We start from the raw sequence: 25,688 nt of genomic DNA on the forward strand, positions 1-25,688 counted from the left end.
CCGGCCTTTGCAGGGTACGCCGTACGGGGCCCGTGGCGGAGATCACGGGCCACTTAGGGCCACCTACGGTGGCGTAGGTCACTTCACACAGTGAACTATCTCCTCCATGGCCGACTACCAGGAGACCCTTGACCTCAGTTCCTACGCCGCACTCGGTGACAGCTTCACCGAGGGCCTGAACGACCCCGGCCCCGACGGGAAGTTCGCCGGCTGGGCCGACCGGCTGGCCGGAATGCTGGCCGAGCGGCGCCCGGAGTCCGATCTCCGGTACGCCAACCTGGCCGTGCGCGGCCGCCTGCTGGACCAGATCGTCACCGAGCAGGTCCCGAAGGTTCGCGAACTCCAGCCCGATCTGGTGACGTTGTGCGCCGGCGGCAACGACATCCTGCGTCCGGGCAGCGACCCGGACCTGATCGCCGAGCACTTCGAGTCGGCCGTGCTGGAACTGCGCGAGCACGCCGGGAAGGTGCTGATCTGCACCGGCTTCGACACCCGCAACGTGCCGGTGCTGCGCCACCTGCGCGGCAAGGTCGCAACCTACAACTCGCACCTGTGGGCGATCGCCGACCGCAACGGTCTCGCCGTCGCGGACCTGTGGTCGCTGCGGGCGGTGCACGACCGCCGGGCCTGGTCGGACGACCGGCTGCACCTGTCGCCGGAGGGCCACCAGCGGGTGGCGCTGCTGGCGGCGCGCGCCCTCGGCCTGACCGAGGCCGGCGACCCGGAGGCCGCCTGGCCGCCGGCGCCGGTCACCACCCCGGCCGAGCAGCGCCGGGAGAACCTCCAGTGGGCCCGCACCTACCTGCTGCCGTGGGTGGGCCGCCGCCTGCGCGGCGAGTCGTCCGGCGACCACATCGAGGCGAAGCGCCCGGAGCTGCTCCCGCTCTGACCCGACCCGGCCCGCCCGAGGCGCAATCCACCCGGCCCGGACGCAACCCACCCGGCCCGAGCCCCGATCCACCCGGCCCGGACGCAACCCGCCCGGCCCGAGCCCCAATTCACCACCGCCAGACCCGACTTCGAACCAGCCATGCCCGGGCCCAACCATGCCAGACCCCGCTATGCCCAGGCCCGGCCATACCCCGGCCAGCCATGCCCTGGCCCGGCCATGCCCAATAGCGCCTGGACACCACTGCGGGCCGCCCCGCCCCCACGCGGTCAGCGGCCCGCAGTCCCCAGGTGAGACCCCTGCCTCGCCTTACTCGACGACCAGCTCCACCGGAACGTTCCCGCTGATCGCCTTGGAGTACGGGCAGACCTGGTGGGCCTGCTTGACCAGCTGCTCACCGGTCTCGCCGGCCAGCTCCTCGGGCAGTTCCACCCGCAGGACGACCGAGAGGGCGAAGCTGGTCTCGTCCTTGCCGATGGTGACCTCGGCGGTCACCGAGACGTTCGAGACGTCGACCTTCGCCTGCCGGGCCACCAGACCGAGCGCTCCGGAGAAACAGGCCGCGTAGCCGGCCGCGAACAGCTGCTCGGGGTTGGTGCCCACGCCGTCGCCGCCCAGCGCCGGCGGCAGCGACAGCTTGAGGTCGAGCTTGCCGTCCGAGCTGACGGAGCGGCCCTCGCGGCCGTTCGAGGTGGCAACTGCGGTGTAGAGCGGTTCCATTCCGAGCTCTCCTGTCTCGTCCATACCTGATCTCAGACCGGTGTCCGGCAGCGTTTCCGCCGGCGCCGTCTCCGGCCTGCCCTGTCCTGCCCCATAACTACAGCACACAATTCAATTGCGCACAACTGAATCGGCCGCTTGCTACCCTTGAGCCATGACCAGCCACGACGAAGAGGACGAAGCCAGCGCCGGGACCGGCACCGACCCGACGATCACGACGCTGGAGGAACTCGCGGCCGCAGGCTCCGACCTGCTCCTGCTCGACCAGCAGATCTGCTTCTCGCTGAACGCCGCCTCCCGCGCATTCGGCAGCGTCTACCGGACGGCGCTGAAGGATCTGGGCCTGACGTACCCGCAGTACCTCGTGATGCTGGTGCTCTGGCAGCACCGCGAACTCCCCGTCAAGCAGCTCGGCGAGCGCCTGCGGCTGGACTCCGGCACGCTCTCCCCGCTGCTCAAGCGGCTGGAGGCGACGGGGCTGATCGCCCGCGAGCGCAGCCCGCAGGACGAGCGGTCGGTGATCGTCTCGCTCACCCAGGCCGGCCGCGACCTTCGCGAGCCCGCCCGCGCCGTCCCGCGCCACATCGGCGCCGCGGCCGGACTCCCCCTGTCCGACCTGCGAACCCTGCGCGAACTGCTCACCCGCCTGACCGCGAACCTGGACGCGGCCGGCGCCTGAGCGTCGAGAATCCTCAACACGCAGGCGCCGGGGCCGCGTTGAAAAGACCTACCGGTGCCGCAGGTACGCCGCCGCGGTTGCGCGCAGCCGCTCGTGCAGGCCGTCGTACGCGCGGGCCCGGCCGAGGACGGACTTCGGCAGCTTGGCGACCATCGTGTAGTTGGTGTCGCAGACGTTCGCGGCCGGCGCCAGTCCGGCCTGGCTGACCAGCTGGTACGCGTCGAGCTGGTCCAGGCCGAGGAGTTCGCCGGTCCAGCCGACCAGGTCGTGCTGGCTGATCCGGAAAGCGTCCTCCAGCGGGCGGGCGGAGCCGGTGCTGATCAGGTAGTCGTCGTTCTCCAAGCGGGGCCAGGCCGGTCCGCCGCCCTTGATCAGGTCGACGATCACGGTGGTGCGCATCGCGGCCTCGACGGCGGTGCCGCACACCTCGCCCTCGCCCTGGCGGGCGTGGCCATCGCCGATGGCGAGCAGGCCGCCGTCGACGTTGACGCCGAAGTAGGCGGTGGTGCCGGCCCGCATCTCGGGGGTGTCCAGGTTGCCGCCGTGCGCGCCGGGGGTGATCGAGGCCAGCACCTCGCCGGCGGCGGGGGCGACGCCGACGGTGCCGTGCATCGGGTCGAGCGGCAGCGCGACGGTGAAGTCGCTGCCCCGGGCCCGGAAGTGGCACAGGCCGGCGGCCACGTCCAGGTCGTAGATCCAGACCCGTTCCTCCAGCGCGGGGTGCAGCATCGCGGTCTGGTGGGTGGCGGTGAGCGCCCCGAAGTGCGGGAAGGTGCTGGAGATGCCGTAGTCCCGGGCGGGGGTGATCTCCACGAAGTGCACCGCGAGGACGTCCCCGGGTTCGGCCCCGGCGACGGCGATCGGGCCGGTGACGGGGTTGAGGTACGGGAAGACGCAGACCTGGCTGGGCAGGTCGCCGGTGCCGCGCACCTTGCCACCGAAGCAGTCCTCGGTGGTCAACTCGACGATGCTGCCGGGCTGAACGGTGGTCAGCGGGGCGCGTCCGCCGAAGGTGTAGGCCCAGTCCTCCGGCGCGGGGGTCAGCTGGACGATCTCGGGCAGGGTCACTTGTCGGTCTCCTCGGAGGTGGTGTCGGCGACGGCCAGTCGGGGCTTGCGGCCGGTCAGCATCAGTCCGGCCAGCACGATCCCGCCGATCAACAGCCAGACGAAGCCGAGCCGTTGGGCCCCGATGTTGGCGTTGACGACGACGTAGGCGAGGATCGCGAAGCCGAGCAGCGGGGCGATCAGGTGGCGCCAGTAGTCCTTGCTGCGCTTGCGGATCAGGTAGTGGACGACGACGGCGACGTGCAGCACCAGGAAGGTGGTCAGCGCACCGAAGTTGACCAGGGTGCTGAGCAGGGTGATGCCGTCCTCGCGCGAGGCCATGTACAGGCCGAGCACCAGCGAGATGCCGGCGGTCAGCAGGGTGGCGTTGACGGGCACCCGGCGGGTGGGGTGGATCTTGGCGAGGAATCGGGGCAGTTGGCGGTCGCGGGCCATCGCGAACAGCAGCCGCGAGGTGGCCGCCTGCGCGACCAGGGAATTGGCGAAGCCCCAGACCACGGCGGTGGACGCGGCGGTCAGGGTGGCCAGCCAGCCGCCGCCGGCGGCGCGGGCGGCGTCGTAGAAGGCGGTGCCGTTCGGGTCTCCGTCGGCGATCAGCGCGTCCGGGTCGGCGACCAGCAGCGAGGCCACCCAGGTCTGCACGATGAACAGTGTGCCCGCGAGCAGCAGCGCGGCCACCATCGACCGGCCGATCGCCTTGGTGGAGTCGCGGTTCTCCTCCGAGAGGGTGGAGATGCCGTCGAAGCCGAGGAAGCTGAGCACGGCGATCGAGACCGCGCCGAAGGCCAGGTGCCACGAGAAGTGGTGCGAGTTGTACAGCGGCGTGAAATCGAAGCCGCGGCCCTTGCCGTTCGCCAGCGCGATCACGCCGACCACCAGGAACACCGCGAGCACGACGAGTTCGCCGATCAGCACGGCCTTATTGACCTTGGCGGTGGTCTCGATGCCCAGGTAGTTGACGACGGTGTTGAGCAGCACGAAGCCGACCAGCCACAGCCAGACCGGGACGGACGGCACCAGCGAGTTCATCGCGACGCCGGCGATCAGGTAGAGCAGGCCCGGCACCAGCACATAGTCCAGCAGGATCATCCAGCCGGACAGGAACCCGACCGGTGCGCCGATGCCGCGCCCGGCGTAGGTGTAGACCGAGCCGGCCATCGGGAACGCCCGGGACATCTGGGCGTACGACAGGGCGGTGAACATCATCGCCACCATGCCGAGGACGTAGGCCAGGGCGACCATGCCGCCGGAGCCCTGGAAGACGCCGCCGAAGATGCCGAAGGGGGCGATCGGCACCATGAAGACCAGACCGTAGACGAGCAGGTCGGTGAAGGTCAGGGACCGGCGCAGCTCCTGTTGGTAGCCGTAGCTCTCGATGCCTTGGTGCGCGGGTGTGTCGGCCATGGTGCTCTCTCTCCGTGACGACCCTGCGGGTGTGTGGGGGAGACTGTAGAGCGAAGTATTTCCACATGGAAGGGTTTTGCGAGGGCGTTCCACCGACTGAGAAGGCGGGCGCTCAGCGGTCTTCGCAGGTCAGCTGCCTTGACGCGGCGACAGGACGGCGAAACCGGCCCCCTCGGCCCGGGCCAGGTGCACGGCGCACCGCACCCCGCCCAGCAGCCGGCCGGCCGCCCGGGCCAGCCCGTGCGGCTCCAGGGCGTGACGGTGCGCGAGCGCCGCGAGCAGCTGCAGGCCGTCGTAGAGCCCGACCGCGTACGCATCCAGCACGGGCGCCCACGGCCCGCACAGCGCCCGGTGCCGCTCGCCGAGCAGCTGCCGGGGCTCCTCGGCGAGGGTGGCGAAGGACGGCATGGCGGCGTACAGCGTCCCGGTGTCGTCACCGCCGAGAGCGAGCAGTCCGTTCTCCTCCAGCGCCCCGGACAGCCGGACGATTCGGCGGTCGAGTCCGCTGCGGCGCAGCGCGCGGTTGAAGTGCACCAGGTCGCGGCCGATCAGGCTGAGCAGCAGAGCGTCGGCGCGGGCCGTGCGCAGCGCGTCGAGCAGTGGTTCGACGGCCGGTTGGACGGCCCCGAACGGGACGCGGCGCTCCAGCACGATCCTGGCTCCGGCGCGGGTGGCGAGGGTGGCGGCGGCGCGGTGGACGGAGCGCGGCCAGATGTAGTCGTTGCCGATCAGCGCCCAGCGGCGCAGTCGGTGACGCTCCGTCAAAACACCTACTGCCCCGGCGAGTTGACCGGTCGGGTCGGTGCCGGTGCACAGGACGCCGGGGCGGCGGGTGCCGCCTTCGTGCGGCGGGGTGTAGATGTAGGCGATGCGTCCGGCGGCGACGGTTTCGACGGCGCGGTGGACGTCGCTGGTGTGGCAGCCGGCCAGGGCGTCGAGGGCGCCGGCGTCGAGCAGTCGGCGGACTTCGGCGGCCACGGGGTGGGGTGCGCCGCCGCCGTCGACCAGGACGAGGTCGAGGGGGCGGCCGAGGATGCCGCCGCGGGCGTTGATCTCGTGCGCGGCGAGCAGGGCGCCGTCGAGTGCGGACGGGCCGGTCAGTCCGAGCGGGCCGGACTGCGGCACGACGAGGCCCACCCGGAACGCGCCGTCCTCCCTGGGGAGGTGGAGCGCGTCGAGCGGGTCGACCAGCCTGGCATCCAGCGTCACCAGTGCGAGTATGGTCGGGATGTCGGCCCCGGGAAAGCCCGCGAGGCTCGGGGGGACCTCGGAACGGGAGGGCCGGATGGCCATGAGGAGCGCTGCCGCGCACACCGCCGCCGCGCCCGGTCCGGCGGGCTCGCCGCCGCTGCTGGTGGAGCTCGTGGCGCTCGCCCACCGCCGGCTCACCTCAGGGCTGGCGACGGCGCTCGCCGAGGAGGACTGCACGGTCGACCAGTGGCGGGTGCTGCGGGCGCTCGCGGACGGCGAGGGCCGATCCATGGGCGAGTTGGCGCAGGCGCTGTTGATTCCGCAGGCCAGCCTGAGCCGCCTGGTGGACGCACTCGCGGATGCCGGGCTGGTCTACCGGCGCCAGGACGACCAGGACCGCCGCCGGATCACCGCCCACCTCTCCCGCCAGGGCCGCACCCGCCTGACCCGCCTCGACGCCCTCGCGGCCGCCCACGACGCCGCCGTCCGCGCCGCCTGCGGCCTCCCCGACCCCACGGCGCCGCTCACCCGCCTCGCGTCGATCTGACACCGGGCAGCCCGCGGCTACGACTCGTAGCGTTCGATCTCCTCGACGCTGCGGACGCCGACCTGGTTCGGGTCGTCGCCGGCGTCGGTGCGGGCCCGGCGCTGGCGCAGCAGGTCCCAGCACTGGTCGAGCTGTTCTTCCAGGTCCTTGAGTTCGCGCTGTTCGGTGGACTGGTCGATGCGGCCTTCGGAGAGCGCGGCGCGCAGTTTCCGTTCCGCGTCGACCATGGCGCTGATCCGGTCCAGGATGCGGCGGTCGGTGGCGCCGCCCTTGCCCTGCTCGTCCATCGGAGGCCTCCTCACGGTCCGCCCTGTTCCTCACTCTAGGAAGCCGGGATGCGGCCCGCCACCAGGGCCGATCGGGGCGGCGGGCCCTTCGCGGCGCGGCGGGTTGACCCGAAAGGGGGAGCGTAATTGACAGGGCGTCAGGGGGCTTGCCAGGATCACTTATTGAAAACGACTTCCACTTCCATTCCGCTTCCATTCCGCCCCCGAAAGGCCACCCCATGTCGCTGGACGTCTCCCCCTCCCTGCTCACCCTGGCCGAGCGCGACGAGGTCGCCGACGCCGACTTCCTCGCCACCGTCCGCACCTCGCTGCCCTACGCGTACCGGCTGGTCAACGACCTGACGGCCGAACTCGCCACCAGCGACGCCGAGTTCGCGGACAACACGGTCGCCCCGACCGACGCCGAACGCGCCCAGCTGCTGCGCGCGCTGGCCAGCGACTCGATCCGCGGGGCGCTGGAGCGGCACTTCTCGGTGAAGCTGGCCTTCCAGAACTGCCACCGCCTGGCGGTCTTCCACCCGCACACCGAACACACCGACGCCTACCGGAAGTTCACCTCCATCCGGGCCCAACTGCTGAACCAGTCCCCGGAGTTGCGCGACTGCTGACCGCACGCCGAGCACCCGCCGCCCCGGCGACTGCACCGAGGCGGCGGGTTCAGCGCATCCAACTCGGCTCAGCCGAGGGTGACTTCGGTGTCCCGCTGGGCGGCTGCGGGCTCCACCGGCGCGGGTACCGGCCGGGTGCGACGGGACGGCACCAGCAATGCGGCGAGCGCCGCGGCCAGGCAGAACGCCGCGAGCAGCGCGAAGCCGTGGGTGTAGCCGGACTCCATCGGGCGGCCGGAGGGCTGGAGGTGGCCGGTGACCAGGCCGGTCATCAGCGCGGCGCCCATCGAACCGCCGATGGTGCGGATGTTGGCGTTCATGCCGGTGGCGGCGCCGGTCTGGGCGGGCGAGACACTCTGCACGATCAGGTTGCTCATCGAGGCGAACGCCAGGCCGATGCCGAGCCCGAACACCCCGGCCGCGACGGCGACGTCCGCCGGCGTCTGGTGCCGGGCGGCGAGCAGCGCGCAGGCCACGGCACCCAGCAGCGCGCCGGTGACCAGCTGCGCCTTGGCGGGAAAGCGGCCGGCCAGGCGCCCGCCGAGGATGCCGGAGACGAACATCGCGCCGACCATCGGCAGCATCAGCAGGCCGGCGCCGGTGACGGTGGAGCCGAAGCCGTAGCCCGCGCTCGTGGGGGTCTGGACGAAGCCGGGCAGGAACGCCCACACCGCGTACATGCCGCCGCCGAACAGCAGGGCCGCGATGTTGGTGGTCCACACGGCGTGCAGCCGCATCACCCGCAGGTCGATCAGCGGGTTGCGCGAGCGGGCCTCGTTGAGCACCCAGAGCGCGAACAGCACGACGGCGGCAGCCAGCAGGCCGAGCACCCGGGCCGATCCCCAGCCCCACTGGGCGGCCTGACTGACCGGCAGCAGCAGCGCCACCAGCCAGCCGGAGAGCAGCGCGGAGGAGGTCCAGTCGACGCCGCCATCGCTGCGGGTCGGCGACTCGGGGACGTAGCGCCAGGCGAGCAGCACGGTGGCGGCGACCACGATGACAGGGAGCCAGAACAGCCAGCGGTAGTCCAGCGCGCCGACGATCGGGCCGGCCAGCACCATGCCGAGGCCGCTGCCGACGGCGATCACGGCGGACAGGTTGCTGATGCCGGTGGGCACCCGCCCGGCGGGGAACTCGTCGCGAATGATGCCGAAGGACAGCGGGAACAGCGCACCCGCGATGCCCTGGAGAACGCGCGCGATCAGCAGCACGGTGATGTTGGGGGCGAGCGCGGCGACCAGGCAGCCAATCAGCAGCGCGACCAGCGCCGCGACCAGGGTGCGCTTCTTGCCCACCAGGTCGCCGACCCGGCCGAGGATCGGGGTGAACACGGACGCGGACAGCAGGTAGGCGGTCATCACCCAGGTGACGGTGGACTGCGAGGTGTGCATCGCCTCCTGAACGATCGGCAGGGCCGGCGTGATCAGCGACTGGAGCAGCGCGAACACGCCCGCTCCGACGGCGAGCACGCCGAAGGTGACGCGGTGGGACTGGCGATTCATCGAACCCTCTCGGGACTCGGGTCGCGGCGCAAGGGAACAACGGCGCGCCACGGCGTACAACTGGCAGGCAGACGCCCGAACGGGCGGTGGTGCGGAGCAGAAACGGACGACGGGTCAATGCCGGTACGGTCAAACAGAATTGACGACAGCGGTGCACGTTCCGTCAGTTCGGATTGACGACAGCGGTGCACGTTCCGTCAGTTCGGATTGACGACCGCGATGCCGGTGCGGTCAACCCTGTTTGACGGCAGCGGTGCCGGCACACGACGCCGGCACGGGGCGGCGCGGGTGCTGCGGAGAGCCCGTCGCCGACGGGCGACAGGCCGAAGCCAGGGCCCCGGTGCTAAAGTCGAGGCATGCCTCCAGATTAGCGGAGGTGAGCCTCCGGTTCAATCCGGATGTGTCGAAACGAGGTCACCGTGTCCGAACCGATCTCCGTCGGCGAGTTCCTCGCTGCCCGGCGCCCGCGCCGCGCCGACGCCGCGCGCAACTTCGACGCGCTGCTCACCGCCGCCCGCGAGGCCTTCGCCGAACACGGCGCCGACGCCTCCCTGGAGGACATCGCCCGCCGGGCCGGCGTCGGCATCGGCACCCTGTACCGCAACTTCCCCACCCGCCGGCACCTCTTCGAGGCCGTCTACGCCAACGAGGTCGAGGACCTCGCCCGGGTCGCCACCGGCCTGGCCGACCGGCCGTCCTGGGACGCCCTGGTCACCTGGCTGCGCCGCTTCGTCGACTACGCGATGACCAAGCGCGCCATCCGCGAGGCCCTCCAGGGCGAGGAGTCCGCCGTCTTCCTCGCCTGCCGCCTCTCCATGTACGACGCCGGCACCCCCCTGCTGGAACGCGCCCAGCAGGACGGCAGCGTGCGCACCGACATGAACATGGACGACCTGCTCCGACTGGTCTCCGGCATCGCCTCCGTCGCCTTCCCGGACGACAAGCAGCGCGCCAAGGTCCTCGCCATCGCCCTGGACGGCATCCGCCCCCGCCCCTGACACCTCCCGTTCGACGATCAGCCGCTCCCGAACGGGTTCGCGGCGTCCCGGCCCACCAGAGCCAGCAGCCTGGTCTGCGGATCGGCGTCGGCCGCCACCGGCACCACGTCCGCGAACAGGCCCGAGGCCGCCAACGCTCCTGCGTGCGGGGCGACTTCGGCCAGTCCGAAGCTCACCGCCGCCGGATCCATCCGGGCGTCCGCGCCGATCCCGGTGGCCAGGTCCCAGCCGTGCACGATCGCGTCCACCGTCATCTCCCGGGCGTACCCGGCCGCCCGCCGCTGCCCGTAGGAGAGGTGGACGGTGCGCCGCAGCGCGCCCGGCGCGGCGAACGCGGCCCGGGCGGCGTCGGCGGCGGCCGTCCACGCCGCCACCGGATCGTCGCCGAGCATCTCCCCGTCGTAGCGGTCGCCGACCTCGGCGACGGTCGCTCCGTCGAGCAGGTCGGGCACCCACAGCTGTTCGTAGGTGAGATGCCCGACCAGCTGACGGACCGTCCAGTCGGTGCACGGGGTGGGGGCCTGCCAGCGGTCGTCGGGCACGGCGCGGACCAGCCGGCCGAAGTGGTCCAGGACCTGGGCGTGCAGCGCGAGCAGGGCCTGGTCGTCGAGGTGTGTCGCCATGGGCCTCACGCTTGCCCGCCCGCGCCTCCCGGGCAAGGCGACACCCCGTGGCCCGGACAGACCGCTCCCCGGCCCCGGACCACTCGTCCAGGCCGGCCTACTCCTCGACCGGGGCCTTCTCGCGCAGCAGCTCCACGAACGCGCGCATCCACGCCGGGTGGTCCGGCCAGGCGCGGGCGGAGACCACGGTGCCGTCCACCACCGCGTCCCCGTCCACGAAGCTCGCCCCGCCGGCGGCCACGTCCGGCTCCAGCGCCGGGTACGCGGCGGTGCGGCGGCCGGCCATCGAACCCGTCCGCAGGGTGATCAGCGGGCCGTGGCAGATCTGCGCGAGCGGCTTGTCGTCGGCGACGAAGTGCGCGACGATCCGCTGCACCTCCGGGTTGTTGCGCAGGTACTCGGGCGCCCGGCCGCCGGGCAGCACCAGCGCCACGTACTGCGCCGGGTCCACCTCGTCGAACGCCAGGTCGGCGGGCCAGGTGTAGCCGGCCTTCTCGGTGTAGGTGTCGAAGCCCTCGACGAAGTCGTGCACCACGAACTGCAGGGTCTTCCGGGTGGGCGCGGCGATGTGCACCTCGTACCCCTCCTCCAGCAGCCGCTGGTAGGGGTAGAACACCTCCAGCGACTCGGCCGCGTCGCCGGTGATGATCAGGATTTTCGCTGCCATTCGGGGCTCCCGTCCCTCCGCGCGTCCGGCACACCGCCCACCCCGGCGGGGCCCGCGCTGCCCACCCTGCCCGCTGACGCGTCGTCAGGCAATGGGGCGCGCGCAGCACACGGCGCGCGGTCGGGGCGTGCGCTCCGCCGCTCGATGCAGCGTCCCGCCCGGCAGGGGGTACTCCGGGGGCGACCCGCCCGGGGCCCGCCTAGCGTGCTGACGGGGCCGGTCTCAGGGCGACGTTCGCGATGCCGTCGGGCCCCGCCACCGCAGGTCCGCCGGCAGGGAGGTCGCCATGCAGCACTCGCACATCGTTGACTCCGCCACCGTCGCCAACCTGCGCGATCTCGGCGGCATCGACCTGCCCGGCGGCGCCCGGGTCCGCTCCGGACTCGCGCTGCGCTCCGGCCAGTTGGACCGGCTCGACCCGTCCGGCGACCCGATGTTCGAGGCGCTCGGCGTGCGCACCGTGATCGACCTGCGCAGCGGCGCCGAGCGCACCGCCTACCCAGACCGGGTGCCCGGCGGGGCGCACCTGCTGGTCGCCGATGTGCTCGCCGACCGGGCGGGCAACGGCGTGGCGACCGCGCTGACCGCCGCGCTGGAGGACCCGGCCGGCGCCAACCGCACCCTCGGCGGCGGCCGTGCCGCGCTCGCCCTGACCGAGGACTACCGCGCCTTCGTCACCTCCGCCGCCGCCCGGCGCGCGTACAAGCAGCTGCTCACCGCCCTCGCGCACCAGGGCGGCGGCCCGGTGCTGTTCCACTGCACGGCGGGCAAGGACCGCACCGGCTGGGGCGCCGCGCTGATCCTGCTGCTGCTCGGCGCGGACGAGGAGACCGTCCGCACCGAGTACCTGTCGGTCGATCCCGCGGTGCACGTCCGGTACGCCCCCGTGCTGGAACGTTTCCTCGCCGGGGGCGGCGACCCGGAGATCGCCGACGCGATCCTCTCGGTCCGCGCCGAGTACCTGGCCGCCTCCTTGGACACCCTCGCCGACCACTGGGGCGACCCGGAGAGCTACGCCCGGGCCGCCCTCGGCCTCAAGGACGAAACCCTGGAGAGCCTCCGCGGCCGCCTGGTCCGAACGTCCTGACCGGACCGGCGTCAGCCCGCCGCGCCGGCCGCGCCGACGCAGGCCTCGTTGCCCTCGGGGTCGGCCAGCACCCACAGGGCCGGGGCGTGCTCGTCCGTCACCAACCGGCCGCCGGCGGCGATCGCGGCGGCGACCCGCTGCTCCGCGACGTCGTACGGCACCCACACGTCCACGTGCACCCGGTTGCGCTGCGGCCGGGGCTCGTCCATCTGCTGGAAGTAGAACGGCGCGCCGCGGCGGGCTGGGTCGATCAGGTCCTCGGGGCTGCCGGCCCGGTCGCGGTAGCCGAGCAGCGCGCGCCAGAAGGCGACCACGGTGGGCATTTCGAGGGCGTCCAGGGTGACCTGCACGGTCTGCACCGCGTGCGGTTCGGCGACCGCGCCGAACGCGCGGGCGGCCGCGGAGATCCGTCGGGCCAGCTCGATGTGGCGCTCCATCAGCCCGTAGAGCTCGTCGGTGGCGGCGATCAGCCGGACGGTGACGCCCTCGGGCCGCAGGTCGATGTCCGGCGCGCCGAAGCCGTCCACGGCGGTGGCGATCGCGGCCACCAGCCGGGCGCCGTCGGCGAAGGAGCCGGTGCGGAAGAACGTGCACGCCCCCTCGCCCAGGACCCGCCAGTCCTCCGTGCCGGGCGCGGCGTGGAACGCCAACGGCCGGATCCTGCTGTCGGTCCCCACCTGAAGCTGATCATCAGTCATCCGGGCAGGGTAGCGCCGGAGTCCGACAACGTGATCAGCGGGCCGCGGTCCAGGCCAGCAGGTGGTCGACCGACCAGGCGGTGAGGATCCGCTCGGCGTCCAGGCCCAGCGCGGCGGCGCGTTCGCAGCCGGTGATCTGCCAGTCGAGCTGGCCGGGGGCGTGCGCGTCGGTGTCGATGGTGAACAGGCAACCGAGGTCGACGGCGAGGGTCAGCAGGTCGTCCGGCGGGTCCAGGCGGTCGGGGCGGCAGTTGATCTCCACGGCGGTGTCGTGCTCCCGGCAGGCGGTGAAGACCGCCTCCGCGTCGAACTCGGACTGCGGGCGCGGCTTTCCGCCGAGCCGCCGCCCGGTGCAGTGGCCGAGCACGTCGACCAGCGGGTTGCGGACGGCCGCCAGCATCCGACGGGTCATCGCGGCGCTGTCCATCCGCAGCTTGGAGTGCACCGAGGCGACCACCACGTCCAGCCGGCCGAGCAGTTCCTCGTCCTGGTCGAGCGAGCCGTCGTCGAGGATGTCGCACTCGATGCCGGAGAGCAGCCGGAACGGGGTGAGCCGGCCGTTCAGGTCCTCGATCACGTCGAGCTGTTCGCGCAGCCGCTCGGCGCTCAGACCATTGGCGACCGTCAGGCGCGGCGAGTGGTCGGTGAGCACGGCCCAGCGGTGGCCGAGGTCGCGGGCGGTGCGCGCCATCAGTTCGATCGGGGCGCCTCCGTCGGACCAGTCCGAGTGCAGGTGGCAGTCGCCCTGGAGCTTCTCGCGCAGCCGGAGCCCGGCCGTGGACGGCGCGGGCCCGGCGGCGGCCCGGGCCTCGGCCTCCAACAGGTACTGCGGGGTGCGTCCCGCCGTCGCGTCGGCGATCACCCGGGCGGTGACGGGCCCGACGCCCGGGAGGCGCTCGGCGGTGGCGACGTCGACCGGCCCGGCGGGCAGCCCGGTGGCGGCTTCGGCGGCGGTGCGGAACGCCTTGACCCGGTACGGGGAGGCGAGTTCACGTTCCAGCAGGAAGGCGATGCGTTCCAGGGCGGTGACCGGATCCATGCGGCCAGTCTGCGCGGGGCCGCAGGGGGTCGCATGCGGGCCGCAGCCGGACGGCAGGGACGGCACGAATGGACGGCCGGGGCGCCGGTGATCTGCGCGAAACCCTTGTTGACACTCTGTCTCATTGGTTTACTCCTCCTGGAGCCCCTGCCCCCGCGACCTCCGGAGCCCGCCCATGCCCGACACCACGGCCCCCACCGGAACCATCGCCCAGCAGCGCAACGCCGACCGCGAACTCAACGCCGCCCGCCTGCTGCGCGCCTCCGCCAAGCACTCCTTCGACCCGCTCACCGAGATCGACTGGACCGCCCCCGTGGACCCCGACCACTACGCGCTGCCCGCCCACCGCGTCGCCCTGTACGGCACCCCGCTCTGGGAACGCCTCGACGAACGGCGGCGGGCGCAGCTGAGCGTCCACCAGTTCGCGTCCACCACGGCGGCCGGCATCTGGTTCGAACTGGTCCTGATGGAAGGTCTGATCCGGCACGTCTACGAGAACGACCTGACCACCGGCCACGCCCAGTACGCGCTGACCGAGGTCGCCGACGAGTGCCGGCACTCCACCATGTTCGCCCGCTACATCACCGCGACCGGCTACCCGTCCGCCCGCCCCACCAAGCGCGCGGACCGGCTCGGGCGGCTGCACTTCCTGCTCAACGACACCACGATGACCTTCGCCGGGGCGATCTTCGTCGAGGAGTTCACGGACGCGATGCAGCGGGAGATGATCCGCGACGAGAGCCTGCAGCCGCTGGCCCGCTCGGTCGCCCGCATACACGTCGTCGAGGAAGCCCGGCACATCGGCTACGCCAAGCCCGAACTCGAACGCCGCTGGGCCCGGATGCACCCCGCCCGCCGCGCCGTCTTCCGCCGTGCCCTCGCGACCCTGGCCCGCCAGTCCGTCGCCGAGATCGTCCACCCCCGCGTCTACACCCTCGCCGGCCTCGACCCCATCGAGGCCCGCCGCGCCGCCGCCACCAACCCGCACTGGCGCCAGGCTCGCATCGACTGGTCCCGCAAGGCCCTCGACTTCTTCACCGACCTCGGCATCGTCACCCCGGCGACGGCCCGCGCGTGGCGCCGCGGGTCGCTGCTCCCCTGACCCTGTCCACGGCCCTCCGCCTGCCCGAGCAGGAGATCTCTATGCTGGTGCGTCTGTGCCCACGGCGGCAGGAGACAGCCGGCCGCGGATCGATGCGGGCACTCCGGAGGGGGAGCGGGAATGACTGCCGCGCGAAAGTTCGCCGACGCCGAATCGCTGACCCCGGTGATACGGGAGGTCTTCGGTACCGACCGCCGCGTCACCGGAGTCGACCGGCTGCTCAAGGGAAGCAAGAAGGGCGTCTACCGGGTCATGCTGGACGACGCCACGAGCACGGTCGTCTATGTCTGGAACGCTGACGAGGACTTCTGGGACGGGCTGCTCCCGGACGGCCACGACGACCCGTCGAACCCGTTCGCCCACGCCTCCGGTCTCGACTTCCTCGAGGGTGCCACCCGCCGGCTGGAGGCGGTCGGAGCCCGTTCGCCGCGACTGATGCTCGCCGATCGCAGCAAGAACCTGTACCCGGCCGACATCGCCGTCGCGGAGGACATCCGCGGCGGAACGCTGGAGGCCCTGCTGGAACGCGATCCGGACGCCGGCCGACGCACGCTCGCCCAGCTCTCCGACATGCTGCGGCGCATGCACGCCCACCGTGCGCCGGCCTTCGGGCGGGTGGCGTGGATCGACGGCGGGGGCGCACCGCCGGACGGGAGCTGCGAGCAGACGTACTTCGAGCGGGCGCTGGTGAACATCGCCACCGCCGTGTCCCGTGACGTCCGCGCGGCCGAGGGCGAGGCCGTGCTGACGGAGAAGCTCCGCGTCCTGCACGCGGCACTCGAGCCGCGTGCGGAGTTCGGCGTGGTCCACGGCGAACTGTGCGCGGAACACACGCTCGTCGGGCCGGACGGGGAACCCGTCCTCATCGACATCGAGGGCCTGATGTACACCGACATCGAGGTGGAGCACTGCTGGATGCGGATGCGTTTCGGCCCGCACTACGAGGCGCTCCGCAACCCGGACCTCGACCCGCGGCGCATGACTTACTACCAGTACGTCATGCACCTGGACCTGGTCGGCGGCCCGCTGCGCATCGCCGACGGCGACTTCCCGAACCGGCAGTGGATGCTCGACGTGGCGGACTACCACCTGCGGAAGGCGCTCGCCTACCGGGCCTGAGTCGGCCGCGAGTCCTCCCTCCGCCCGCCCCGGCCGCCCGCAGGGCATCCGCCCCCACTCCACCTCCCTCCGACCGCCCGCAGGGCAACATCCCGTCTGCCCCGGCCACCCACATCGCAACCTGCACCCACGGCCGCCCGCAGGGCAATCCCCCTCCGCCCCACCAGCCGCGCGCAGCGCACTCCCCCATCCCCCAACCGCCCGCACCGCGCCCCCGCCCTCGCCCCCGCCGGCCGGCAACCCGCAGGGTGCGGTGGGCTGGTCCCGGCGCGGGTCCTGGCGGAGGATTCGTTGCGTGAGCGACGATGCGGCGGGTGTGGCCGGCGGGATTCGGCTGGGGACTGGACGTGGGCGGTGGGTCGTCGCGGCGACGGCGCTCGGGTCCGGGATGGCGTTGCTGGACGGCACGGTGGTGAACGTCGCGCTGCCGCGGATCGGTGAGGATCTGGGGGCGAGTCTCGCCTCGCTCCAGTGGACGATCAACGCCTACATGCTGACGCTCGCCGCGCTGATCCTGCTGGGCGGTTCGCTCGGTGACCGTTTCGGCCGGCGCCGGGTGTTCCTGATCGGGGTGTGCTGGTTCGCGCTGGCCTCCGCGGGGTGCGCGGCGGCGCCGACGGTGGAGGTGCTGATCCTGGCCCGGGCGTTGCAGGGCATTGGTGGCGCGCTGCTGACGCCCGGTTCGCTGGCGATGCTTCAGGCGGTGTTCCACGAGGACGACCGGGCGGGTGCGGTGGGCGCGTGGTCGGGTTTCGGCGGCGTCGCGGCGGCGGTCGGGCCGTTCCTCGGTGGCTGGCTGGTGGACGGACCGGGCTGGCGGTGGATCTTCCTGCTCAATCTGCCGCTGGCGGCGGTCGTGGTGGCGGTGACGGTGCGCCATGTCCCGGAGACCCGCGACCCGGACGAGCAGGGCCGGTTCGACGTGCTGGGTGCGCTGCTCGCGGCGCTCTCCCTGGCGGGGATCACGTACGCGCTGACGGAGGCGGGTTCCGGTCTGACGCCGGCGGCGGCCCTCGCGGGGCTGGCGGGTCTCGCGCTGGCCGCCGCGTTCATTCTGGTCGAGCACCGTTCGGCGAATCCGATGCTGCCGCTGTCGCTGTTCCGGTCCCGGCTGTTCACGGTGGTCAACCTGGTCACGCTGTGCGTGTACGCGGCGTTCAGCGGGGTGTTCCTGCTGCTGACGGTGCAGTTGCAGATCGTCGCCGGGTTCACGCCGCTGCTGTCAGGGGTGGCGCTGGTCCCGATCACGGTGCTGATGCTGCTGTTCTCGGGGCGGGCGGGCCAGTTCGGCCGTGCGGTCGGGCCGCGGATCCCGCTCACCGCGGGCCCGCTGCTGGTGGCGTGCGGCGTGCTGCTGATGCTGCGGATCGGCCCGAACGCGAACTACTGGCTGGACGTGCTGCCCGCCGTGACCGTCCAGGGCGCGGGCATGACCCTACTGGTCGCCCCGCTCACCGCGACCGTCCTCGCCGCCGTCGACGTCCGCCGCGCGGGCATCGCGTCCGGCGTGAACAACGCGGCCGCCCGCGCCGCGGGCCTGTTCGCCGTCGCGGCGATCCCGCCACTGGCCGGTCTGAGCGGTGAGGCGTACCGGATCCCGTCCGAGGTGGACAGCGCTTTCCGGACGTCCATGCTGATCTGCGCGGGGCTGCTCGCCGCCGGCGCCGCGATCGCCTTCACCACCATCCGCTCCGACGCCCTCGCCCCGCCCCACCCCGTCGCCGAGCCCGACTGCGACTGGTACTGCTCCCCGACCTCCCCGCCGATCCATCCGAACCACGAGGAGGCCTGACGGCGCGTCGCCCGAGGCCGTTACTTCAGGACGGCGGTCACGGTGGGAATCGGCATCGTGTGGGGCCCCGTCGGCCCGGGGGTCGGCACTCCGGTCGGCTGTTGCGGTGCCGTCGTCGTCGGATCGGGGTGGACGGGGGGCTTGATCGGTACCCCGGTGGGCGCGGGCTTCTGCGTGACCGGTGTTCCGGTGGGCGTGGGCGCCTTCGTGGTGCCGCTGGGAGCCGGCATGGTCGTGCCGATGGGTCCCGGCCCCGGAGGCGTCGTCGTCGGCCCCGGGCCCGGTGAGGTCTCGACGTACCCCCAGCTGACGTCGATGGGGCCGCCCTTGGGGTCACTGCCGAGCGCCACGAAAGCCCCGAGCGACAGATCGAGGTCGTGGAGCGGCATGCCGGCGGGCCCGCGGTCGAGGACGGTCGCGACGATCGACGTCCCGCCGTGCTGGATCCGGACCGACTGGAAGCAGTGCGGCGTCGAGTATCCGTTGCCGAACTCGGCGGGGCTCAGTGCCACCACCAGGTCGCCCGGCACCGATGACTGGCCACAAGCACCGAGACCCACGGGGTAGTGCGTCGCCCGTCCCGTGTAGGCGGCGCTGGGCGAGGCCGTCGCCAGCGTGATGCCGCCGGCGAGCAGCAGCGCAGCCGCTCCGGTCTTCGCCGTTCGTGCCCTCATGAACTCCTCTTCTCTGCCGGCCCGCGCCGATCGGCGCCGGTGGGCACCACGCTCGCAGCCCCCGCTCACGCCTGACTCACGTTCGGCGTGCGCGGGCCTGGTCAGCGGCGTGCCGCCCGGTCGTCGCACGCGCCGAAGCCCCGAAGAGCACCTGCGGGTGCAGGGCCCTCCGGGGCTTCGCGAAGGCGGCGGGGCGGCAGCGTCAGAGAATGTCGCCCGGCGCGTACTTGGCGGCCTCCGGGTGGGCGGCGGCCACGGCCTCGATGCGGCGGACGAGTTCGCCGACCTGGGCGGCGGCGGCGCCGGTGAAGGAGAGGCGGTCGGCGAGGAGTGCGTCGATCGCGTCGTGGTCGAGCGGGATCCGGGTGTCGGCGGCGAGCGCCGGCACCAGGGTGTTCTCGCGGGCGCCCTCGCGCATCGCCAGCGCGGCGGCGACGGCGTGCTCCTTGATGACCTCGTGCGCGGTCTCCCGGCCGACGCCGGCCCGGACGGCCGCCATCAGGACCTTGGTGGTGGCCAGGAACGGCAGGTAGCGGTCGAGTTCGGCCTCGATGACGGCGGGGAAGGCGCCGAACTCGTCGAGGACGGTGAGGAAGGTCTCCAGCAGGCCGTCGAAGGCGAAGAACGCGTCCGGCAGCGCGACCCGGCGGACCACGGAGCAGGAGACGTCGCCCTCGTTCCACTGGTCGCCGCCGAGCTCGGCGGTCATCGAGGCGTAGCCGCGCAGGATGACGGCGAGGCCGTTGACGCGCTCGCAGGAGCGGGTGTTCATCTTGTGCGGCATCGCCGAGGAGCCGACCTGGCCGGCCTTGAAGCCCTCGGTGACCAGCTCGTGGCCGGCCATCAGGCGGATGGTCTTGGCGATGCTGGACGGGCCGGCGGAGAGCTGGACCAGGGTGGAGACCACGTCGTAGTCGAGCGAGCGCGGGTAGACCTGGCCGACCGAGGTGAAGACGTTGTCGAAGCCGAGGTGGCCGGCGACCCGGCGCTCCAGCTCGGCGAGCTTGTCGGCGTCGCCGCCGAGCAGGTCGAGCATGTCCTGGGAGGTGCCGACGGGGCCCTTGACGCCGCGCAGCGGGTAGCGGGCGATCAGCTCTTCGAGGCGGGCGAAGGCGACCAGGACCTCGTCCGCGGCGGTCGCGAAGCGCTTGCCGAGGGTGGTGGCCTGGGCGGCGACGTTGTGCGAACGGCCGGCCATCACGAGCTCGCCGTACTGGGCGGAGAGGCGGCCGAGGCGGACCAGGACGGCGACGGTGCGGTCGCGGACGTGCTCCAGCGACTGGCGGATCTGCAGCTGCTCGACGTTCTCGGTGAGGTCACGCGAGGTCATGCCCTTGTGGATCTGCTCGTGCCCGGCGAGTTCGGAGAACTCCTCGATGCGGGCCTTCACGTCGTGCCGGGTGACCTTCTCGCGGGCGGCGATGGACGCCAGGTTGACCTGGTCGACGACGCGCTCGTAGTCGGCGATCGCGGTGGCCGGCACCTCGATGCCGAGGTCCTGCTGGGCCTTCAGGACGGCCAGCCACAGGTGGCGCTCGAGGACCACCTTGTGTTCGGGGGACCACAGCTGGGCCAGGGTCGCCGAGGCGTACCGGGAGGCCAGGACATTGGGGATCTTGGGCTTCGCGCTCACGCTTCGCAAGCCTAACAGTCGAGGTCAGGAGGTCGTGCAGCGCATCCGGTGTACGGGTGGACGGACGGCCGGGTAGCATGGCCGGTTATCACCGGATTGACGCTCGACTAAACAACTCCCTCAGCGCGAGGATATCACGTTGACCGAACAGATGGCAAGCGACGCCGTCCTCACGGCCGAACTCCGCACCGAGCAACGCCGGTTGACGGAGCTGTACGCCCGCCTCGACATCCTGCGCGAGCAGGCCCGCACCGCCCTCGAGCAGGCCGGCGCCGAGCACACCGGACCGGGCGGTACCCGGCAGGCCCGGCTGGAGCAGGAGGTGGTGCTCGCCGAACGCGCCCGCCGGCTGGCCCGGCTGACGGCCGTCGAGCGCGGCCTGTGCTTCGGCCGGATCGACGGCCTCGACGGCACGGTCCGCCACCTCGGCCGGATCGGCCTGCTGGACGAGGAGTTCGAACCACTGCTGCTGGACTGGCGGGCCCCGGCCGCCCGCCCGTTCTACACCGCGAGCGCCGCCGACCCGGCCGGCCTGCTGCGCCGCCGTCATCTGCGCACCCACCGGCGGGAGGTGGTCGGCCTGGACGACGAGGCGTTCGACCTGGACGCGCTCGGGGACGACGGCCGGCGCACCCTGGTCGGCGAGGCGGCGCTGCTGGCCGAGCTGCGCCGGGCCCGGACGGGGCGGATGCGCGAGGTGGTGGCGACCATCCAGGCCGAGCAGGACCGGGTGATCCGCTCGGGGCTGCACGGCGCGGTGGTGGTGCACGGCGGTCCCGGCACCGGCAAGACGGTGGCCGCGCTGCACCGGGCCGCGTACCTGCTGTACACCCACCGGGAGGTGCTGGAGCGGCGCGGCGTGCTGGTGATCGGCCCGAACCGGGCGTTCCTGCGCTACATCGAGCAGGTGCTGCCCTCGCTCGGTGAGACGGAGGTGCTGCTGCGCACCCTCGGCGAGCTGTTCCCGGGGGTGCGCGCGGTTGACGCGGACCAACCGGAAACCGCTTTCCTGAAGGGTTCGCCGAAGATGGCGGACGTCCTCGCCGAGGCGGTGCGCCTGCACCAGCGGCTGCCCGCCGGGGACGGCCGGATCGAGGCGCTCGACCTGCCGCTCCCCCGCCGGCTGCTGGCCGCGGCCCGGGAGCGCGCCCGCGGCCTGCGGCTGCCGCACAACGCGGCCCGCGCCGAGTTCCTGCGCGCCGCCCTGCACAGCCTGGCCCGCACCCGCGCCGACGCGATCGGCCGCCCGTGGGACGAGGAGGAGGCCCGGTACGCGCCCGGCGAACTGTGGGCCGAGCCGGAGGTCCGGGCCGCCCTGGACGCGCTGTGGCCACTGCTGACCCCGCACCGGCTGGTCGAGTCGCTGCTCGCCGACCCGGAGCGCCTCGCCCCGTCCCTCTCCCCCGCCGAGCGCACCGCCCTGCGCCGGGCGCCCGGCGCGCCGTGGACGGTGGAGGACGTCCCGCTGCTGGACGAGGCCGCCGAACTGCTCGGCAGCGACGGCGCGGAGCAGCGCCGGGCCGCCGCCGAGCAGGGCCGGGCCCGGGCCGACGCCGAGGCGTACGCCCGCGGGGTACTGCAAGTGACCGACCAGGAGGGCGAGTTGGACGCGGCGGCACTGGCCGAGCGGCATGCCGACGCGGGGCCGTACCGCTCGACGGCGGAGCGGGCCGCGGCGGACCGGGAGTGGACGTTCGGGCATGTGGTGGTGGACGAGGCGCAGGAGTTGTCGGCGCTGGCCTGGCGGATGGTGATGCGGCGGATCCCGACCCGTTCGCTGACGGTGGTCGGCGATCTGGCCCAGACCTCCTCGGCGGCGGGCGCGCACGACTGGCAGCAGATGCTGGGCCGCTACCTGGGCACCCGCTGGCGGGAGGAGCGGTTGAACGTCAACTACCGCACCCCGGCCCCGATCATGGCGGTGGCCGCGGCGGTGCTGGCGGCGGTCGATCCGGCGGCGCGGGCCCCGGAGTCGGTGCGGGCGGACGGCGAGGCGCCGCGGGCCGTGCCGGTCGAGGACTACCGGGCTCAGCTGCCGGCCCTGCTGGCGCAGGACGGGCCGGGCACCACGGGTCTGGTGGTGCCGGACCGGCGGCTGGCCGAGCTGGCGCACCTGGGGGCACTAACTGCCGTGCAGTGCAAGGGACTTGAGTTCGACGCGGTGGTGGTGGCCGATCCGGCGGCGATCCTGGCGCAGTCCCCGCGCGGCGGCCACGACCTGTACGTGGCGCTGACCCGGGCCACCCGCCGGCTGACCGTCGCCCACCACGGCCCGCTGCCGGAGCCGCTGCGGGCGGCCTTCTCGAACACCGGCCGGGCGGAAATGGGGTGATCGGGACAGGCCGGGCGGGTTAGGGTCCCGCCATGACGACTCGTACGTTCCGGATCATGGTGCGCGGTTCCTTCGACGCCCTCACGCCCGAGCAGCACGCCGAGCTGACCGCCGCGGCGGCCGAACACGACGTGCTGCAGGCGAAGTTCACCGACGAGGGGCATCTGACGTACGACCTGTCGGCGCGTCCGTTCTTCACCTTCCGGTTCCTGGAGCAGGGGGAGGCGGAGGAGGACATCGTGGCGGCCTCGGTGCGGGCCGAGACGGCGGCGGAGCTGTGGCTGACGGACCGGGGGTACGGCTACAAGAACCTGAAGTCGCAGGCGCAGGACATGTCCTTGGCGGCGGTGGGCGCCCGGGGCAAGCAGGAGGCCCGGAAGAAGAGCTGACGTCAGAACAGCGTGTCCTGCTCGGCGGCGGGGCGGGCCCGGGGCAGCAGGGTGAGGCCGTCGCAGCTGTCGGCGGCCTCGGCGTGCAGGGTCCAGCCGGTGAGCAGGCGGGTGTCGAGGAGCAGCGGGGGGCCGGCCGGCGGGTCGAGGAAGAGGTGGCCGCCGATCGGGCGGCGCAGTCGTCCGGTCAGGCGGGCGCCGTCGCTGAGTGCTTTGACCTGCTGGTACTGCTCGGGGGCGCCGGCGGTGAGGCCGTACAGCTCGACCTGGTCGGTGACGGGGTGGTCGGGCAGCAGGGTGACGGGGTGTTCGGCCAGGAGTTGGTGGGCGCGGGTGCGGCCGGCGGTGAGTTCGGCGTGCCGGTCGGCGGGGGTGGGCAGCGTCCACCAGGCGGGGTACTTGGCGGCGGCGGGGATCCGTTCGCGGGCCAGTTTGGCGTGGGCGACGGCGAGTTCGGCGCGGCGGACGGCGGGCAGCGGTCCGCGGGCGAGGAACGTCCAGGTGAGGGCGGCCTGTTCGAGCAGCCGGACGGTGCCGCGTTCTTCGGCGGTGAGGCCGATCTTGAGCAGGCCGGGGCCGAACCAGGCGAGGTAGAGCCGGTAGGTGCGGCCGTCGTCGAGGATGCGGTCGCGGGCGAGTTGCAGGCCGCGGTCGGCGCTCTGGCAGCTGGGGCACTGGGTGGTGGTGCCGTCGGGTTCGATGTGCGCGTGGTGCGGGCACGGGCGGTGGCCGCGGGCGGTGGTGGCGCCGGTGCATTGGCGGGGGCCGGCGATCCGCCAGGCGACGGGGAGGCCGTCGGTGAGCGGCCGGGTGTGGCTGGTGCGGCCGTCGGTGGCGGTGAGGCGGGGTGCGCCGTCGTGCCAGCGAAGGCCGGTGGAGGTCCATCCGTTCGCCTGGTGCATCCGGTGAGCGTAGGGCATGCGACGGACAGTCAGGGGCGCAGCAGGGGCAGGACCTGTTGGCAGAGCCGGGACAGGGCGGTGCGCTGCTCGGCGTCGAGGCTGTCGAAGGCGTGGCGGGCGCGGGTCATGTCGTCGCGGATCCGGTCGAGGACGGCGCGGCCGTCGTCGGTGATGGTGACGATCTTGACGCGGCGGTCGGCGGCGGCGGCTTCGCGGCGGGCCAGGCCGAGTGCTTCGAGGCGGTCGACGATGCCGGTGACGTTGGAGGCGTCGCAGCCGAGGCGTCCGGCGAGGGCGCGCATCGGGACGGGTTCGAGGACGGCTTTGAGTGCTTTGGCCTGCGAGGAGTTGAGCCCGTGGCGGGCCGCGGCGGCGGCGAAGTCCTGGAAGTAGGCCGCGCCGACCGCGGCGACCTGCTCCATGAGTTCGGGGGTGGTGGGTGCGGCGGTGCCGGTGCCTGTGGTGCTGCCCATGGCGGTCAGGGTACGCCCATCGTTTCAGTGCCTCAAGTATTGAACGAGGCAAGTAGTCGGGAGGTCCGGAAGCGAGGCAGGCGGTCAGAGGACCAGACGGTCGAACAGGTGGTGGAGTTCCGCGGCCGGGTCGGTGGTCAGGCCGGTGTGCACGGGGCCGGGCTGGACGACGGCGCTGCGCGGGGCGGTGAGCCAGCGGAAGCGCTGTCCGGGGCTGTCGGCGGCGGCCGGTCCGGCGGCTTCGCCGCCCGCGCAGATCGCTTCGATGCCGCGCAGGGCGCGCCGCACGCCGGCCACGTCGGCGACGGCGTCGAGGGCGAGCAGCCGGCCCTGGTCGAGGTGGGTGCGGGCGCCGAGGTAGCCGGAGTCGCGGCAGTACAGCAGGACGCCGATGTTGACGCACTCGCCGCGTTCGACCCGGGGGACGGCGCGGATCAGCGCGTACTCGTAGTCCTTGGGGTGCTGGTCCATCAGGCGTCCACCTCCGGGAGCCAGTCGCGGGGCCCGGCGAGGCGGGCGGTGAGCTGCGCGGTGTAGGCGGCGCGGACGTCGTCGGGGGTGTCGAAGCCGGGTTCGTCGGTGAGCCACACGTCGGGGATCGCGGCGACGGCGGCGGGCAGCGCGGTCTCGGCGAGGGCGGCGAGTTCGGCGTCGACCTTCGGCAGGTGGCCGACGGCGTGGCGCAGGGCGTGGTCGGAGGCGTCGTACGGCTTGCGGCGCCAGGCCTCGGCGCGCGACCAGCTGTGGTGGAAGATCAGGCTGGCGCCGTGGTCGATGAGCCGCAGGCCGCCGGTGGCGACCAGCAGGTTGGGGTTGCGCCAGGACCGGTCGACGTTGCCGATCAGGGCGTCGAACCAGAGCACCCGGGCGGCGGTGTCGGTGTCGGTCTCGAAGCACAGCGGGTCGAAGTTGAGCGCCCCGGACACGAACGCCATGCCGAGGTTGGCGCCGCCGCTGGCCCGCATCTGGTCCTGGATCTGCACCTCGGGCTCGCTGCGGGCGAGCACCGGGTCGAGGTCGACCAGGGCGAGTTCCGGTACCGGCAGGCCGAGCCCGCGGCCCAGTTCGCCGGCCAGCACTTCGGCCACCAGCGCCTTGCGGCCCTGGGCCGCGCCGACCCATTTCAGCACGTACATCCGGCGGTCGTCGGCCTCGATCAGGCCGGGCATCGAACCGCCTTCGCGCAGCGGCGTCGCGTAGCGGACGGCCGTCACCTCGGAGAGCATCCCGACAGCCTAGCGGCCCTCACGGGCGGCTCCGGCCGGG

The 25,688-nt window shown here is 73.0% G+C and carries 27 protein-coding genes; 11 read left to right on the top strand and 16 right to left on the bottom strand.

Annotation, left to right across the window (positions count from 1 at the left end):
* Positions 1-106 precede the first annotated feature (106 nt).
* On the top strand, positions 107-889 hold the full coding sequence (locus ACFYST_RS21360) for an SGNH/GDSL hydrolase family protein (protein WP_387633719.1): 783 nt from the start codon (positions 107-109) through the stop codon (positions 887-889).
* A 309-nt stretch (positions 890-1,198) separates the two neighbouring features.
* On the opposite strand, the gene ACFYST_RS21365 is transcribed toward ACFYST_RS21360, so the two are convergent.
* Positions 1,199-1,609 carry an organic hydroperoxide resistance protein gene (locus tag ACFYST_RS21365; RefSeq protein WP_387633721.1) on the bottom strand — a complete coding sequence of 137 codons (411 nt, stop codon included), beginning with the start codon at positions 1,607-1,609 and terminating at the stop codon, positions 1,199-1,201.
* A gap of 154 nt (positions 1,610-1,763) precedes the next feature.
* Here ACFYST_RS21365 and ACFYST_RS21370 point away from each other — a divergent pair, with 154 nt between their 5' ends.
* Positions 1,764-2,288 carry a MarR family winged helix-turn-helix transcriptional regulator gene (locus tag ACFYST_RS21370; RefSeq protein WP_387864511.1) on the top strand — a complete coding sequence of 175 codons (525 nt, stop codon included), beginning with the start codon at positions 1,764-1,766 and terminating at the stop codon, positions 2,286-2,288.
* A 48-nt stretch (positions 2,289-2,336) separates the two neighbouring features.
* Here ACFYST_RS21370 and ACFYST_RS21375 read toward each other — a convergent pair whose 3' ends face one another.
* The 3 genes from ACFYST_RS21375 to ACFYST_RS21385 form a co-directional block, all read right to left on the bottom strand.
* On the bottom strand, positions 2,337-3,356 hold the full coding sequence (locus ACFYST_RS21375; RefSeq protein WP_387864513.1) for an acetamidase/formamidase family protein: 1,020 nt from the start codon (positions 3,354-3,356) through the stop codon (positions 2,337-2,339).
* On the bottom strand, positions 3,353-4,759 hold the full coding sequence (locus ACFYST_RS21380) for an APC family permease (RefSeq protein ID WP_387864515.1): 1,407 nt from the start codon (positions 4,757-4,759) through the stop codon (positions 3,353-3,355). The genes ACFYST_RS21375 and ACFYST_RS21380 overlap by 4 nt, the downstream gene beginning before the upstream one ends.
* A gap of 129 nt (positions 4,760-4,888) precedes the next feature.
* Entirely contained in the window at positions 4,889-5,968 is a 1,080-nt protein-coding gene (locus ACFYST_RS21385) for a substrate-binding domain-containing protein (protein ID WP_387864518.1), read from the bottom strand.
* 76 nt (positions 5,969-6,044) lie between these two features.
* Between ACFYST_RS21385 and ACFYST_RS21390 the strand changes: the two genes are divergently transcribed.
* Positions 6,045-6,497 (top strand): MarR family winged helix-turn-helix transcriptional regulator, encoded by a 453-nt coding sequence (locus tag ACFYST_RS21390; protein WP_387864521.1) that lies wholly within the window; start codon positions 6,045-6,047, stop codon positions 6,495-6,497.
* Positions 6,498-6,514: 17 nt separating this feature from the next.
* Here the strand turns inward: ACFYST_RS21390 and ACFYST_RS21395 are convergent, their stop codons facing one another.
* A complete protein-coding gene (locus ACFYST_RS21395) occupies positions 6,515-6,784 on the bottom strand; it encodes a DUF2630 family protein (protein ID WP_387864524.1) in 270 nt (89 codons plus the stop codon).
* A 218-nt stretch (positions 6,785-7,002) separates the two neighbouring features.
* Here ACFYST_RS21395 and ACFYST_RS21400 point away from each other — a divergent pair, with 218 nt between their 5' ends.
* Positions 7,003-7,392: an SCO5389 family protein gene (locus ACFYST_RS21400; protein WP_387633734.1), complete on the top strand. Its 390-nt coding sequence runs from the start codon at positions 7,003-7,005 to the stop codon at positions 7,390-7,392.
* 68 nt (positions 7,393-7,460) lie between these two features.
* On the opposite strand, the gene ACFYST_RS21405 is transcribed toward ACFYST_RS21400, so the two are convergent.
* Positions 7,461-8,894, bottom strand: coding sequence for an MFS transporter (locus ACFYST_RS21405; protein WP_387864527.1), 1,434 nt, complete (start codon positions 8,892-8,894; stop codon positions 7,461-7,463).
* 419 nt (positions 8,895-9,313) lie between these two features.
* Here ACFYST_RS21405 and ACFYST_RS21410 point away from each other — a divergent pair, with 419 nt between their 5' ends.
* Entirely contained in the window at positions 9,314-9,892 is a 579-nt protein-coding gene (locus tag ACFYST_RS21410) for a TetR/AcrR family transcriptional regulator (RefSeq protein WP_387633738.1), read from the top strand.
* 17 nt (positions 9,893-9,909) lie between these two features.
* Here ACFYST_RS21410 and ACFYST_RS21415 read toward each other — a convergent pair whose 3' ends face one another.
* Positions 9,910-10,515: a TIGR03086 family metal-binding protein gene (locus ACFYST_RS21415; RefSeq protein ID WP_387864529.1), complete on the bottom strand. Its 606-nt coding sequence runs from the start codon at positions 10,513-10,515 to the stop codon at positions 9,910-9,912.
* 97 nt (positions 10,516-10,612) lie between these two features.
* Positions 10,613-11,182 (bottom strand): DJ-1/PfpI family protein, encoded by a 570-nt coding sequence (locus ACFYST_RS21420; RefSeq protein ID WP_387633742.1) that lies wholly within the window; start codon positions 11,180-11,182, stop codon positions 10,613-10,615.
* Positions 11,183-11,468: 286 nt separating this feature from the next.
* On the opposite strand from ACFYST_RS21420, the gene ACFYST_RS21425 reads away from it, so the two are divergent.
* Positions 11,469-12,269, top strand: a complete 801-nt coding sequence (locus tag ACFYST_RS21425; RefSeq protein WP_387864532.1) for a tyrosine-protein phosphatase — start codon at positions 11,469-11,471, stop codon at positions 12,267-12,269.
* A gap of 11 nt (positions 12,270-12,280) precedes the next feature.
* On the opposite strand, the gene ACFYST_RS21430 is transcribed toward ACFYST_RS21425, so the two are convergent.
* Positions 12,281-12,967 (bottom strand): VOC family protein, encoded by a 687-nt coding sequence (locus ACFYST_RS21430; protein WP_387864533.1) that lies wholly within the window; start codon positions 12,965-12,967, stop codon positions 12,281-12,283.
* Between the two features lie 34 nt (positions 12,968-13,001).
* Positions 13,002-14,006 (bottom strand): PHP domain-containing protein, encoded by a 1,005-nt coding sequence (locus ACFYST_RS21435; RefSeq protein WP_387864535.1) that lies wholly within the window; start codon positions 14,004-14,006, stop codon positions 13,002-13,004.
* A gap of 175 nt (positions 14,007-14,181) precedes the next feature.
* Here ACFYST_RS21435 and ACFYST_RS21440 point away from each other — a divergent pair, with 175 nt between their 5' ends.
* From ACFYST_RS21440 to ACFYST_RS21450, 3 genes are all read left to right on the top strand, one after another.
* A complete protein-coding gene (locus ACFYST_RS21440) occupies positions 14,182-15,108 on the top strand; it encodes a diiron oxygenase (RefSeq protein WP_387864537.1) in 927 nt (308 codons plus the stop codon).
* A 120-nt stretch (positions 15,109-15,228) separates the two neighbouring features.
* Positions 15,229-16,227, top strand: a complete 999-nt coding sequence (locus ACFYST_RS21445) for a phosphotransferase (protein ID WP_387633752.1) — start codon at positions 15,229-15,231, stop codon at positions 16,225-16,227.
* Positions 16,228-16,522: 295 nt separating this feature from the next.
* On the top strand, positions 16,523-18,019 hold the full coding sequence (locus ACFYST_RS21450; RefSeq protein WP_387633754.1) for an MFS transporter: 1,497 nt from the start codon (positions 16,523-16,525) through the stop codon (positions 18,017-18,019).
* A gap of 20 nt (positions 18,020-18,039) precedes the next feature.
* On the opposite strand, the gene ACFYST_RS21455 is transcribed toward ACFYST_RS21450, so the two are convergent.
* Both ACFYST_RS21455 and purB read right to left on the bottom strand, forming a co-directional pair.
* The gene (locus ACFYST_RS21455) at positions 18,040-18,693 is read right to left on the bottom strand and encodes a hypothetical protein (protein ID WP_387864539.1); all 654 of its coding nucleotides are present in this window, start codon (positions 18,691-18,693) and stop codon (positions 18,040-18,042) included.
* Between the two features lie 202 nt (positions 18,694-18,895).
* Entirely contained in the window at positions 18,896-20,335 is a 1,440-nt protein-coding gene (gene purB, locus ACFYST_RS21460; protein ID WP_387864541.1) for an adenylosuccinate lyase, read from the bottom strand.
* A gap of 130 nt (positions 20,336-20,465) precedes the next feature.
* On the opposite strand from purB, the gene ACFYST_RS21465 reads away from it, so the two are divergent.
* Together ACFYST_RS21465 and ACFYST_RS21470 are read left to right on the top strand one after the other, a co-directional pair.
* On the top strand, positions 20,466-22,658 hold the full coding sequence (locus ACFYST_RS21465) for a HelD family protein (protein WP_387864543.1): 2,193 nt from the start codon (positions 20,466-20,468) through the stop codon (positions 22,656-22,658).
* A 32-nt stretch (positions 22,659-22,690) separates the two neighbouring features.
* Positions 22,691-23,047: a DUF6204 family protein gene (locus ACFYST_RS21470; RefSeq protein ID WP_387864544.1), complete on the top strand. Its 357-nt coding sequence runs from the start codon at positions 22,691-22,693 to the stop codon at positions 23,045-23,047.
* A 2-nt stretch (positions 23,048-23,049) separates the two neighbouring features.
* Here the strand turns inward: ACFYST_RS21470 and ACFYST_RS21475 are convergent, their stop codons facing one another.
* From ACFYST_RS21475 to ACFYST_RS21490, 4 genes are all read right to left on the bottom strand, one after another.
* Entirely contained in the window at positions 23,050-23,967 is a 918-nt protein-coding gene (locus ACFYST_RS21475) for a DUF2797 domain-containing protein (protein ID WP_387633764.1), read from the bottom strand.
* Between the two features lie 11 nt (positions 23,968-23,978).
* Positions 23,979-24,422, bottom strand: a complete 444-nt coding sequence (locus tag ACFYST_RS21480) for a MarR family winged helix-turn-helix transcriptional regulator (RefSeq protein ID WP_387633766.1) — start codon at positions 24,420-24,422, stop codon at positions 23,979-23,981.
* 84 nt (positions 24,423-24,506) lie between these two features.
* On the bottom strand, positions 24,507-24,896 hold the full coding sequence (locus tag ACFYST_RS21485; RefSeq protein WP_387636758.1) for a DUF3037 domain-containing protein: 390 nt from the start codon (positions 24,894-24,896) through the stop codon (positions 24,507-24,509).
* A complete protein-coding gene (locus ACFYST_RS21490; protein WP_387633768.1) occupies positions 24,893-25,648 on the bottom strand; it encodes a HipA family kinase in 756 nt (251 codons plus the stop codon). The genes ACFYST_RS21485 and ACFYST_RS21490 overlap by 4 nt, the downstream gene beginning before the upstream one ends.
* Positions 25,649-25,688 lie beyond the last annotated feature (40 nt).

The organism is Kitasatospora sp. NPDC004614, from assembly GCF_042873675.1.
Classification (GTDB): domain Bacteria; phylum Actinomycetota; class Actinomycetes; order Streptomycetales; family Streptomycetaceae; genus Kitasatospora.

Coding starts and splice junctions, on each gene's coding strand:
- ACFYST_RS21480 (WP_387633766.1), bottom strand. CDS start 24,422: ATGGGCAGCACCACAGGCACCGGCACCGCCGCACCCACCACCCCCGAA.
- ACFYST_RS21430 (WP_387864533.1), bottom strand. CDS start 12,967: ATGACTGATGATCAGCTTCAGGTGGGGACCGACAGCAGGATCCGGCCG.
- ACFYST_RS21470 (WP_387864544.1), top strand. CDS start 22,691: ATGACGACTCGTACGTTCCGGATCATGGTGCGCGGTTCCTTCGACGCC.
- ACFYST_RS21390 (WP_387864521.1), top strand. CDS start 6,045: ATGGCCATGAGGAGCGCTGCCGCGCACACCGCCGCCGCGCCCGGTCCG.
- ACFYST_RS21435 (WP_387864535.1), bottom strand. CDS start 14,006: ATGGATCCGGTCACCGCCCTGGAACGCATCGCCTTCCTGCTGGAACGT.
- ACFYST_RS21370 (WP_387864511.1), top strand. CDS start 1,764: ATGACCAGCCACGACGAAGAGGACGAAGCCAGCGCCGGGACCGGCACC.
- ACFYST_RS21475 (WP_387633764.1), bottom strand. CDS start 23,967: ATGCCCTACGCTCACCGGATGCACCAGGCGAACGGATGGACCTCCACC.
- ACFYST_RS21425 (WP_387864532.1), top strand. CDS start 11,469: ATGCAGCACTCGCACATCGTTGACTCCGCCACCGTCGCCAACCTGCGC.
- ACFYST_RS21405 (WP_387864527.1), bottom strand. CDS start 8,894: ATGAATCGCCAGTCCCACCGCGTCACCTTCGGCGTGCTCGCCGTCGGA.
- ACFYST_RS21455 (WP_387864539.1), bottom strand. CDS start 18,693: ATGAGGGCACGAACGGCGAAGACCGGAGCGGCTGCGCTGCTGCTCGCC.
- ACFYST_RS21400 (WP_387633734.1), top strand. CDS start 7,003: ATGTCGCTGGACGTCTCCCCCTCCCTGCTCACCCTGGCCGAGCGCGAC.
- ACFYST_RS21445 (WP_387633752.1), top strand. CDS start 15,229: ATGACTGCCGCGCGAAAGTTCGCCGACGCCGAATCGCTGACCCCGGTG.
- ACFYST_RS21420 (WP_387633742.1), bottom strand. CDS start 11,182: ATGGCAGCGAAAATCCTGATCATCACCGGCGACGCGGCCGAGTCGCTG.
- ACFYST_RS21395 (WP_387864524.1), bottom strand. CDS start 6,784: ATGGACGAGCAGGGCAAGGGCGGCGCCACCGACCGCCGCATCCTGGAC.
- ACFYST_RS21360 (WP_387633719.1), top strand. CDS start 107: ATGGCCGACTACCAGGAGACCCTTGACCTCAGTTCCTACGCCGCACTC.
- ACFYST_RS21380 (WP_387864515.1), bottom strand. CDS start 4,759: ATGGCCGACACACCCGCGCACCAAGGCATCGAGAGCTACGGCTACCAA.
- ACFYST_RS21490 (WP_387633768.1), bottom strand. CDS start 25,648: ATGCTCTCCGAGGTGACGGCCGTCCGCTACGCGACGCCGCTGCGCGAA.
- ACFYST_RS21415 (WP_387864529.1), bottom strand. CDS start 10,515: ATGGCGACACACCTCGACGACCAGGCCCTGCTCGCGCTGCACGCCCAG.
- ACFYST_RS21365 (WP_387633721.1), bottom strand. CDS start 1,609: ATGGAACCGCTCTACACCGCAGTTGCCACCTCGAACGGCCGCGAGGGC.
- ACFYST_RS21440 (WP_387864537.1), top strand. CDS start 14,182: ATGCCCGACACCACGGCCCCCACCGGAACCATCGCCCAGCAGCGCAAC.